Source organism: Streptomyces sp. MnatMP-M17, from assembly GCF_900091995.1.
Classification (GTDB): domain Bacteria; phylum Actinomycetota; class Actinomycetes; order Streptomycetales; family Streptomycetaceae; genus Streptomyces.
Window position 1 is genome coordinate 1 of sequence record NZ_FMDK01000526.1, and the last position, 10,218, is coordinate 10,218.

Genomic DNA, 10,218 nt, shown 5'->3' on the forward strand with positions numbered 1-10,218 from the left:
CCCCCGCCGCTCCACCGGCGACCCGAGGGCCACCGGGCTCCCGGCCCGTTGTCTGGCCGAGCCGACAAAGGCTCCGCCGAGTTCGCTCGACCGGTACGCGGTCGTCCCGCCGCTTGTCCGGAGAGCCGGAGCGGCGCCACCGGGCTGACCCTGAGCGCCGGCCCTGCGGTGAAGACACCGGGGCAGCACCGCTGTTCGCGGCCCGCTGGCCAGGCGCGTCTTGAAGTTCCGTGCGGCCGACCCGCTCATCAGATTAATGAATCTCGGGGCCAGTTTTGGCGTCCCTTGATCCCTGCGGAAGGAATCGTCGTGACCGCTGCTCCCTCTCCCTACGCGGAGCCTGAGATGTACTCCACTGCCGCCGGCCTGCGCCGCTCGCGTGACGGCCTTGACCCGCAGCCGGGAGAGCCCGACGTCCTCGGCACCCGCACGGCCCAGGTCCCTGTCACGGATCTGACCGCCCTCCTGGCGGCTCTCCTGCACGCCCAGGCGCTGCTGCGCGGCACCCGCCCGGCAGGCACGGCCCATCGCGGTCAGCCTGTCGGACGGCATGATCCGGCTCGACGGCCTCGCGTTCGCCGTGCGCCGTGCGCCGGGACGACGAGATCGGGATCGGCGTGGGTTTCCGTGAACTGGGCGCCGTCATCGCCGATCTGGAGGCTCTGCTGCCGTAGGGCGCGCAGCAGCCCTCTGGTGCAGCAGAACCGCAGCGCGCCGGCGGCTGCTGCAACCCGTCGGCACGGCGAGGCTGTGCAGCGCTGCTCCGGGGTCGGCGGGCCCCATTCGGGGCAGCACCAACGCAGCGCCGCCTTCTGCAGGGCTGAGCAGCGCCGTAGCAGCGGCTGGCCCCGGCGGTGCAGCGCTGCCCGGCAAACCAGCAGGTGAGCCGTAGCAGCGCGCTGTGCCGCAGCGTGCTGCCGGCTGTCTTCCTGCTGCCACCCGTGGTGAGAGCAGCAGCACACGTCCGCGCGCAGCGTGCTGCTGGCAGCGCTGCCCTGGCCGTCGGCGTGCGGCACCCGGGTAGCGCGTCCCGGGCCGTGCAGCGGGTGCCCGGCTGCTGCAGCTGCTGCGGGGTCGGCCACGCCCGGGCCCTCGGGGGACACGACACGCAGCATCAGCTGGGGGCCGGCCGTTACCGCCACCGCGCCCCCGACGCCGGGGCCGGGATGTTCGCTGCGCCGGGCGAGCCCTGGCTGTCTCGCGTCCGTGCTGCCGTAGCCCCGGAACCCGCTGGTGCTCCCACCCCCCAGTGACACATATAACTTGACTTATGGTCGTCTTTGCGGTAGATTAATGATTCAAGAGGGGACGGACGTCGCAGGTATCGGCCGGAGCTCGCGGACGGTACGCCTGTGCACCGCGAGACGCCGTCGGCGCCTACGGCTCGATCGCATCCGTCCCGGCCCATCGTGGAGAGGAACGCGTGACCGACACCCTCGCCGACACCGGACCCGGCATGCTCCAGCACTACGTCCTGCGGGCTTCCGCCGATCCGGTCAAGCAGGACCTGGAGCTGGTCCACACCACCTGCGGCTCCCTCGTGTGCGACGCCGAGCACAACGACAGCCTCGACGTTCTGGTCCACATGGCGGGCGCGCACGCCGCCAGCTGCGACCGTCCATAACCCCCCGCCGGGCGCCCGCGCGCGCCTGGCCCCGCCCAAGGAGTCCGCCATGCCGGTCGGTCACAACGGCGTCAACCACGTACGCGCCGGCCGCGCCTCCTTGGTTCCGGACGGGACCCAGTACCGCGGGGTGCCCGTGCCGTCGGGCATCGACCCCGCCGACTGGAGTCCACGGGGCCGGTACCAGCTGCGCGCCTGGTGCGCGCGGGTGGACGCCCGACTCAGCAGCCCCGTTCCCGAGCTGACTGGAGAAGCCCATCGCACGTGACATCGGCATGGCTGCGGACGCCTGCCTCTACCGCGCCGTGATCACCAAGACCTACGCCGACGGCACGTCCTTCACCGAGTACGAGGGCCCGTACGCGAAGCCGGGCCCGGTCCGCGGCCATGTGACGTTCTGGGGCCGCCACTTCGCAGCGACGAAGCCGGGCGCCTCGGTGGACGGCCACATCGAGGAGTGCCGGCCCCAGTGGCGCCGCGTCCCCGGCGAAGGTCTGGAGCCCGAGCCGCCGGCATCGTGAGGACAGTGAACGGGCCCGGCGCCCGTTCGGACGCCGCCGAAACCCAACACCTGCACGGAACGATCCGGTCCGGCGCCCGGGTCGGCTACGCGAAGAGGACCCACCCGCATGGCCCGACCGGCCTCGCATGATGCCCGCCGGCCTGCGCGCGGACGGGCCCCGGCCCCTTCGCTGCTGTCGGCCGGGCGGACCGGCGCCGTCCGTACGGTCTCGGGCGCCCGGCCGCGCGGACAGATCGCGACCGCCGGTGAAACCCCGGCCAAGCCAACTCGGGAGCGTCCAGCGGGCGCATGCGCATTGCGTGAACTCACAAGGGGGACACGGACCATGAGCTACTACACCGCGGTGTCGGGAGAGATTCTCATCGAACCTCCGCTGCGGGGAGCCACGCTGAAGGCATCGCCCTTCTACGACCCCTGGATCGGCGGAGAGGCACAGCGGTGCATCCGCCTGGACGCCGGAGAGGAGCCGGCGGACGGCGCGGCGCCCGAAACGGCAACCGAGCTGGTGGCCCGCCGCGTGATCTCCGCAGACGTCGAACGCCTCGACGCCTTCGACATGGAGGACGAGCTCCAGGAACTCCTCGACGCCTTCCCCGGCCACACCTTCACCGGGCGGCTGCAGTGCATGGGCGACAACCACTGGAGCGACATGTGGGGTGTCGTCGTCCGCGACGGACGTGCCGAGAAGGTGACGCCGACTGTGGTCTGGCCGGGGGACACGGAGACATGACCAGGGGACCGGACCAGCGCGCCCCTTTCCCGAACGACACATAAAACTTGACTCACAGTGACCCGCCAGGTAGATTAATGATCGAAGGTGCGAGCGAGCGCCGCACAACGCTACGGACCCCCGAGGACTTCCATGACCATCCGCGACTTCTGGGCCCCCTCCCCCGGGCCTCTCGTCGTGCACGTCACCAGCCCGGTCGGCAAGGTGAAGGCCATCGTCGACTCCCGCCTGCGGCATGCCCAGGTGACCGTCGAGACCGGCGAGGACTCCGGGCGCTTTGCCGAGGCGGTCAACGACACGGAGGTCACCGAGGAGCAGGTCAACTACGGCAGGCGGCTTCGCGTCACGGTTCCCGAAGTCCGCCCCGTCACCCACCGCCACGCCGGGGCGACCTACAATTTCGGCGAGAACGGCACCTTCGTCGGCGGCATGACCTTCGGCTCCGGCATCCAGGCCACCTCTGAGGGCGATGTGTTCATCGGCGGCCGCAAGGTCGTCCAGGACGGCCGCGTGGTCGTGGACAAGGGAACGGTGGTCGGCGGTCCGGCAGCAACCATCACCGTCACCGTCCGTCTCCCGCGCGAGTGCGCCGTGCTGCTGTCCAGCACCAGCGCCGGCCTGGAGGTCGTCGGCGACGTCGCCGCCGTGGGTGTCACCAGTGTCAGCGGCGCCATCGAACTCGGCGGCGCTGTCGGCTGGCTGACCGTGAACACCGTCTCAGGCAACGTCGTGGCCGAGCGCGTCGACCGCAACGTCTCCCACACCTCCGTTTCCGGCTCCCTGGAAGTGCTCGCCTACAGCGGCGAAGCGTTCGAGTCGGCAAGTACGGGCGGCACCATCCGCGTGACCGCGACCCCGGCATCGACCGGTGTACTGCGCGCCAACTCCGTATCCGGCGACGTCGTCACCACCGGTGCGGGGCACCTCGACCTGCGGACGTCCTCGATGACCGGCCGGGCACGCAACCACTGACCCTCGCGCCACCTCACGACGCCGGGCGGACGAACCGCTCCCGCCCGGCCCCACCCCCCTTCCCCCGGGAGCACTCCGTGTCCGACGAAGACGACATGATCTACTGCGGCCGCATCACCTTCGATGTCGCGGTCCCCCTCAGCCTGCTGGAGCCCGAGACGGCCACGCAGCTCACGTTCTTCCCTGTCGTCCCCCTCTACACCGACTCACCCCAGGGCCGGGCCCTGGCCGGCGTGCGCGGAGCGGACGAGGAGGACGGCTGGGCTCCCTCGTTCGCCTGGTTCAACGTCCGGGGCGTGCTGGAGGCGATCGCCCGGCGCCACCGGCGCGCCCTGGAGACGGACGCGACCTTCGACTCCGACCAGCGCGGCCGGGGCCGACTCGTGGTGGACGCCGGCGGCCGCTTCCACGACTGCCGGGAGGACGAGCAGCCCGACCGGCACCGCCTCCGGGCGTGCCGCTGCTTCCCGGTACCTGCGGACAGCCCGACGCTCTTCGCCGTCGCGGACGTCACCGACGACGAGCGGATCACGGTCCAGCCCATGCCGGCCGGACCGTTCACCGACTACGCCGTCGTCTGCGCCGACCACGGGGACGTCGCATGCCCGACGAGCGAGAAGGAGGCCGTCTTCCGCCGGGAGGCGCACATCATCGAGGCGCACACCACGCACCCGCTGCCCCTGGGCCGCACAGGAGCCGAGCGGGCGCTCCCTCCGCTCGTGCTGGACCCCTTGCGGGCTGCCGCCGGAGAGCTGCGCACGAGCCGTTCCTACGCGGCTGCGCTGGCGATCCGCCACCGCGATGCGGCCCGCGAGCACGTCCGCCAGGCACGCGCCGAGCTCCGCGACCTGAGCCACGCCGCCGCCACGGAGGTGCTGCTGTGCCTCGCGGACTACGTGGCCGAACTGCTCGCGGACGCCCGCCCCGAGGCATGACGCAGCCCTTTCCCCGATCCGCCAACCCACCCGAAGGAGCATGATCTTGTGAGCACCAGCACCGATAGCGAGGACGAGACCGTGACCGAGGTCGAAGTAGACCTCCATGCCCTGGCGTTGCAGGGGGACACCACGTTTGCCGGCCTGCGTGAGTACCTGTTCCATATCCCTGTGATGCTCCTCTGACGGCGCGGTCCAGGTCCATGTAGCGTCAGCGCCAGGGGGGATGAGATGAACTTCGACGAGAACGAACCGCAATCTGGTCGCGAGGAGCGCTTCGTCGCCGACGGGGACGAGGGCCTGCACGCACTCCAGCGCGCGTACAGCGTCACCTTCGGATGGGGCGACGGGTTCTGAGCATCAAGGCCAAGCCAGAGGGGGGCGGTTTGACGAGCGATGTCGACCTGGTGGAGTGCGGTCCGCAGTACGCCGATGAGCTGACGACTGACGTTGTGTGGGAGATCGGCGACTTCCTGCTCCCTCGACTGGAGCGAGCGGCTAGTGCTCACCCATCAGACAGCGAGGAGGGCATCACGGCCTCGGCACTCGCAGAGGCAGTGGCCACGCTGGTTCTCACCTTGGAGTGGACCATCACCGGCGGAACGCCCGGCCGTGTCCGTATTCCGGTCGGGATTCCGCTGCCCCCGATGCCCACTGAGGAGGAACGCCGGGTACGGGCAGAGATGCGGCTGGATCGCCTCCGGGACGATTGGAATACTCTCTGTCTCCTCGTCGGCTACTGGCGCTCCGCACCTGGCTATCAGGACTCCCGCTGGCGCAAGCTTGAATTCCGCGACGCCGAACATGAGCGTTGGTACCAGCAGCAGTTGTCCTACCGTCGTGTGGAGAGCCGCGTCATTCGACCGCCGCGGCAGGAATGACGCCTGGTTCCTGCGTGAGTCGGAAGGTGCGGTTGGCGTTCGCGGCGGTGACCGCGGTCAGTCCCGCTGTGCCTCGCGTGAGGCGGGCTGGCCGGTCCGGCGGGAGGTGCGGCGAGTGATTCGCCTGGTCATCAGCGTGATACGGCATCCGAACGCCGATCCACGCCCGCCACCCAAGTCGCCCCGCACTCGGGCACACGCCACCCGGCCCGACCCGCTCAACTCCGCCACGACCCGGCGCCGCAGCCGACGATTCCGACGCCATGACCTGGACCGGCAAGCCGTCGAGCAGAACACGGCGTCCGGCCGCACGGCCGGCCTCAACCGGTCGCCGCAGCCTCCGCACACCCGCACTCCGGGTCGCCCGGAACCCTCGGACACCACTACAGGCTAGAGCTCCGGACACCTCGAAAACCGGGATATGGAACAGGTACTGCTTGTTCTTTATCTACCAAGATCTGCCAGGTCTGCCGATGGCCTTGAGGGTCTCGGGGCGTTTGACGGTTTTGCCGACGTCGTAGCGGGGTGCGGGATGGCGGTTCTTGGTCCCGGGTGGTCGTCCGGGACCGGCGCCGCGTGGTTGGGGAACACGGGCCGGGCAGAGCAGGTGGGCTCGGATGTTCCTGAACCCCCGGCGGACCCGGGCCGGGGTGAGACGTTCGGGCTTGGCCGGCTTCTCCCGGGGCCGGCGGAGGTCGGCGGCCAGCGGCCGGGCGAGGCGGAGTTGGGTGTGGGCGACGACCACGAGCCATGTCCACCGGTCCGCGGCCTCGGGAGTACGGACCTTCGGGGTGGTCCAGCCGAGAATCTGCTTTCCGAACCTGAAGGTGTGCTCAAGATCGAATCTCCTGAGGAACACCTGCCACCACAGGTCCACGTCGGCCGGGGCGGCGCCGGTCTTGGAGGACCACAGCCATACCGGCGGTGCTTCCCGTTCCTTGGAGAGGTGCTCGACCTTCAGCCGGACCAAAGTGCCCTCGATGACGGGGAGTTCACCGTCGTGCTCCAGCCAGGCCGAACGGTGGGTCAGCCTCGGTGGACCCGGTCCCATGCTCGGGCTTCGGCCTTGCCGTAGTTGGCGGTGTCGGTGACGGTGGTGACCGCCGCCTCGGGCCAGGTCTCGGGTTTGGCGAAGCGGAACTCCTTGCCGTGCTTCGGCGGTCGGCCGCCCTGGGGGTAGGCCAGGGCGTACTCCTTGGGCGAGGGCTTGGGCAGTCGCATCACCCGGTCGCTGCGGATTCGCCCGACCAGTTCGACGGGAAGATCCCGCAGGACCCAGGCCAGGCGGGTGACGTCGTAACCCGCGTCCATGACGATCGTGATGTCCGGGTCGCCGGGCGTCCACTGGCCGGCTGAGATGAGCCGTTCGGCCACGGCGCGGAGCTGGGCGGCGGTGATGGCGGTCGCGTCGTCTTCGGGTCCGAGCCGGACCACGTCCAGGATCGACGTCCACGAGGTGGCTCCCGGTTCGAGGACGGCGACGAAGGAGTACGGCCAGCCCGGGATGAACTGGGAGGCGGACTTCGCCCGGCCGTAGACGTGGCAGAACAGCCGGTCCGCCGAGCACGGCGCGTCGGAGCGCAGCCACGGCGATACGTCGACCGCCAGCACCAGGCGCCCGCCCTCGAAACGCGGCAGCGGCAACCCGGCCAGCACCGTCCGCAGACGGTCGACGTCCACTCCGCCGCGGTTGAGGGCGCCGTACAACGCACCGTGCCCACGGCGATGTTCGGGCACCAACGTCAGATCCACCGGCGATTTCACCGGGCCGTCCGCACACAGGACCGCGTCCACCAACTCGAACAATTCATCGCGTCTGGCGGTCAGACATGCGTAGAAAGCGCCCCGGAAGCGTGACGCTTCCGCGAACGCTTCAGGGCGGACATCATCAGACGGCAGACTCGCCATCACGGCCTTCGTCTCGGTCACGTGCGCTCCTTGGTCGGAGCACAGGATCAGGCGAAGGCCGCCCCCACGTCCGGAAAACTCCCTGGTGAGTGACCCCGTTCGAGACGTCGTTCGAGACCGGAAGAAAAAGAACAAGTGAGGGCGCCGTCATCCGCATCGACCAGGACACTCTGGGAATCCCCGCCGGGTGGTGGCGGGCCGGCTTCGCCTACAGCAACGGAGGCGGCGAACACCGGTACCCCTGCCGGATGCTCACTCCTGTCCCCGGCCCGCAGCAGGACGCCGAGGAAGCCCGCGTCGCCGACGGGTGGACCTCCCCCTGGCCGGTCCAGGCCCAGGGCATGCGCCTGGGCGAGCTGCGGGCCCGGCTCGCCGAGCTGGCCAACGTCGACGACAACGCGCTCGTAGTGATCGCACCGCCGGACCACTATGACGATGGCGGCGACTACACCCCCGTCTCGTTCCTGCACACCGCTTTGTACGTACCGGACTTCAGCGGGCGCGGCTCGGTCGGAGGGCTCTACGAGATGCATCCCCGCAGCTCTGCCGACGCGGCGCCGCCCGGCGCGCTGCCGGCGGTCGCCCTGTACGGCTCCAGCTGACCGCCGGCGCACATAAAACTTGACACGACCGATCCTCATAGCATAAATTAATGGATACTATGGGGGAGGGTGGACCGCGTCGTACGCGCCCCTTCTGCCCGAACGATCTACCCCTACTGGAGTCACCCATGAAGAGCCGTCAGGAGGTTACCGAGGCGTTTGCCGCGCTTCCCGAGGACATCACGACGCGCGACATCGCGGACGCCACGGGCCGGGGTGTGCCCGGTGTGCAGAACTGGATCACGCACGACTCGACGTTCCCGGGCGAGTCCGCCCCGCGCAAGGGCCGTACGAAGTTCCGTAACAACGCCAAGGTGCTGGAGTGGTACCTGAAGCAGCCCTTCGCCAGCGACGACCGGCTCGGCCCGCGTGCGATGAGCGAGACCGCCCGGCAGGTCCAGCCCGAGCTGGAGCGCATGAACATCAAGGAGCTCGCCGACGCCCTGAAGGTCACCCCGGCCGCCGTGCGGCACCACATCACCGCCAACCAGCCGGGCACGTGCGTGGACCCCTTCCCGGCGGCGGGCGACGACGGCAAGCGGTCCTGGCCGCAGGTGCGGTCGTGGCTGCTGCGCCACGACGACCCGCTGCCCGGACCCGGCGACGCGGGGACGCGGGACTGGGCCGAGGTGCGCGGGTGGCTGCTGCGGAACCTCGACGACGGCCGGGATCACTCCGACGCGGAGGGCCTGACGCTGGGCGAGCGCGACCTCATCGAGCGGGCCCGGGCCGCGAAGGCTGCCGGAGCGAAGATTCCGGCCGAGTGGCTGTCGGAGGTGCTCGGCATCGAGGACACCCGCCAGGTCGGCCGGCTCCTCCGGGGAGCTCCGGCACAGACTCAGCCCGCACGGCTGCGTCCCACGGCCCTGGCCCGGCACTTCGGCCTCACGGTCAGCCAGGTCAAGCACTTCGAGCGTACCTACGCCACCTATTGGTACGGCGACCCTTTCCCCGGCAAGGACGAGAACGCCACCCGGGACGTCGAAGAGGTCGGGGCGTGGCTGGCCCGGAACAACAAGCTGCCCGCTGCCGGGTGACGCACCAGCGGTGAAACCAGGCGGGGCACAGGGCCCTGCCGATACACTCTTCCTTTACGGCTCCGGTTTGCCGGTCCGTAGCGTGGGGCCAGACGATCTTGCACACCGCCTCTTCGGGGGCGGAGGACTTCGGTCCTGTCGTCTGGCCCTCTCTTCATGTGCGCCTGTTCACGCCGCCGTCCCCCAGCTGGCCGGCGGCGCGTCAGCGGCGCTCCCCGGCAGCCCTGTCGGCCCGCTCCCGCCGGTTCCGGCGCCAGCTGTCCCAGGCGAGCCACGCCGCGCAGGCGGCCGTGCACGCCGCGGCAGCGAGGCTGAGCCCGTCCGCGTTCTCCGATGCCGCCACCAGGGCCACAGCCAGGGCGGCGACTCCCGCCGCGACGACCACTGCGGCGCGGGTGTTCGCCCGCTTGTCTGTACGCCTGTCCATCTCTTGTCCTTCACTCGTCATGACTCGCCCCGGCGACGCCCGTACCCCCGCGGCGCATTCTCGCGGACCCGGCCACCCCCACACCATAATGACACATAAAACTTGACTCTCACGGCCCCGCGAGGTACATTATATGTGCCAGGAGGTCGGACGGGGCCTCCACTGGACAAGGGAGACGCTGTGACTGTTCTTGAGATCCCCAGCACCGAGGGAACCGCCCGCCGCGCGCCGGGCCGCCCCGATGCCTGGACCATCCTGGGCACCGACGTGTCGGCCGCCGACACCGCCCGCCAGGCCCTGGACATGGGCCACCTGCGCAACTGGAACGTCCGGCTGTGGACCGACACCCGCGCCCGTCACATGGACGAGTCCGGCGTCACCGAGCTGGCCATGCCCGACACCCGGGCGGCCGTCCGCACCAACCCGCTGACGGGTGACGCCGAGTACGTGGGCCGCGTCGGCAACCAGTACACCGCCGTCCAGATCGAGGACCACGAGGACATCCTCGACATGGTCCGCCGCGAGTCCGGCGCCACCTTCCACAAGCTCGGCGCCTACGGCCGTAACGGCAGCCGGGAC

13 protein-coding genes and 1 pseudogene are annotated in these 10,218 nt (G+C 70.3%); 12 read left to right on the forward strand and 2 right to left on the reverse strand.

The window, feature by feature from the left end; genetic code table 11:
• Positions 1 to 1,423: 1,423 nt before the first annotated feature.
• The 9 genes from GA0115259_RS22970 to GA0115259_RS23000 all read left to right on the forward strand — a co-directional run bounded on the left by GA0115259_RS22970 (position 1,424) and on the right by GA0115259_RS23000 (position 5,665).
• A complete protein-coding gene (locus GA0115259_RS22970) occupies positions 1,424 to 1,624 on the forward strand; it encodes a hypothetical protein (RefSeq protein WP_093600417.1) in 201 nt (66 codons plus the stop codon).
• Positions 1,625 to 1,673: 49 nt separating this feature from the next.
• Complete coding sequence (locus GA0115259_RS22975) at positions 1,674 to 1,892, forward strand: hypothetical protein (RefSeq protein ID WP_093600420.1); 219 nt, start codon at positions 1,674 to 1,676, stop codon at positions 1,890 to 1,892.
• Between the two features lie 7 nt (positions 1,893 to 1,899).
• Entirely contained in the window at positions 1,900 to 2,145 is a 246-nt protein-coding gene (locus GA0115259_RS22980; RefSeq protein ID WP_093600423.1) for a hypothetical protein, read from the forward strand.
• A gap of 327 nt (positions 2,146 to 2,472) precedes the next feature.
• Positions 2,473 to 2,877 (forward strand): DUF6205 family protein, encoded by a 405-nt coding sequence (locus tag GA0115259_RS22985; RefSeq protein ID WP_093600426.1) that lies wholly within the window; start codon positions 2,473 to 2,475, stop codon positions 2,875 to 2,877.
• A 132-nt stretch (positions 2,878 to 3,009) separates the two neighbouring features.
• Positions 3,010 to 3,849 carry a DUF4097 family beta strand repeat-containing protein gene (locus tag GA0115259_RS22990; RefSeq protein WP_093600429.1) on the forward strand — a complete coding sequence of 280 codons (840 nt, stop codon included), beginning with the start codon at positions 3,010 to 3,012 and terminating at the stop codon, positions 3,847 to 3,849.
• A gap of 77 nt (positions 3,850 to 3,926) precedes the next feature.
• Positions 3,927 to 4,784: a hypothetical protein gene (locus GA0115259_RS22995; protein WP_093600432.1), complete on the forward strand. Its 858-nt coding sequence runs from the start codon at positions 3,927 to 3,929 to the stop codon at positions 4,782 to 4,784.
• Positions 4,785 to 4,832: 48 nt separating this feature from the next.
• Entirely contained in the window at positions 4,833 to 4,970 is a 138-nt protein-coding gene (locus tag GA0115259_RS40500; protein WP_161230440.1) for a hypothetical protein, read from the forward strand.
• Positions 4,971 to 5,015: 45 nt separating this feature from the next.
• On the forward strand, positions 5,016 to 5,141 hold the full coding sequence (locus GA0115259_RS42075; RefSeq protein WP_256098092.1) for a hypothetical protein: 126 nt from the start codon (positions 5,016 to 5,018) through the stop codon (positions 5,139 to 5,141).
• 29 nt (positions 5,142 to 5,170) lie between these two features.
• On the forward strand, positions 5,171 to 5,665 hold the full coding sequence (locus GA0115259_RS23000; protein ID WP_093600435.1) for a hypothetical protein: 495 nt from the start codon (positions 5,171 to 5,173) through the stop codon (positions 5,663 to 5,665).
• A gap of 448 nt (positions 5,666 to 6,113) precedes the next feature.
• Here the strand turns inward: GA0115259_RS23000 and GA0115259_RS23005 are convergent.
• Positions 6,114 to 7,573: pseudogene (locus tag GA0115259_RS23005) on the reverse strand (NF041680 family putative transposase).
• Positions 7,574 to 7,821: 248 nt separating this feature from the next.
• On the opposite strand from GA0115259_RS23005, the gene GA0115259_RS23010 reads away from it, so the two are divergent.
• Together GA0115259_RS23010 and GA0115259_RS23015 are read left to right on the forward strand one after the other, a co-directional pair.
• Positions 7,822 to 8,175, forward strand: coding sequence for a hypothetical protein (locus GA0115259_RS23010; protein WP_141716662.1), 354 nt, complete (start codon positions 7,822 to 7,824; stop codon positions 8,173 to 8,175).
• A 128-nt stretch (positions 8,176 to 8,303) separates the two neighbouring features.
• The gene (locus GA0115259_RS23015) at positions 8,304 to 9,212 is read left to right on the forward strand and encodes a hypothetical protein (RefSeq protein ID WP_093600441.1); all 909 of its coding nucleotides are present in this window, start codon (positions 8,304 to 8,306) and stop codon (positions 9,210 to 9,212) included.
• Positions 9,213 to 9,414: 202 nt separating this feature from the next.
• On the opposite strand, the gene GA0115259_RS23020 is transcribed toward GA0115259_RS23015, so the two are convergent.
• Entirely contained in the window at positions 9,415 to 9,639 is a 225-nt protein-coding gene (locus tag GA0115259_RS23020) for a hypothetical protein (RefSeq protein ID WP_093600444.1), read from the reverse strand.
• A gap of 180 nt (positions 9,640 to 9,819) precedes the next feature.
• Here GA0115259_RS23020 and GA0115259_RS23025 point away from each other — a divergent pair.
• Positions 9,820 to 10,218, forward strand: a 399-nt coding sequence (locus GA0115259_RS23025; RefSeq protein WP_202450259.1) for a hypothetical protein, incomplete at its 3' end; no start/stop codon positions are given.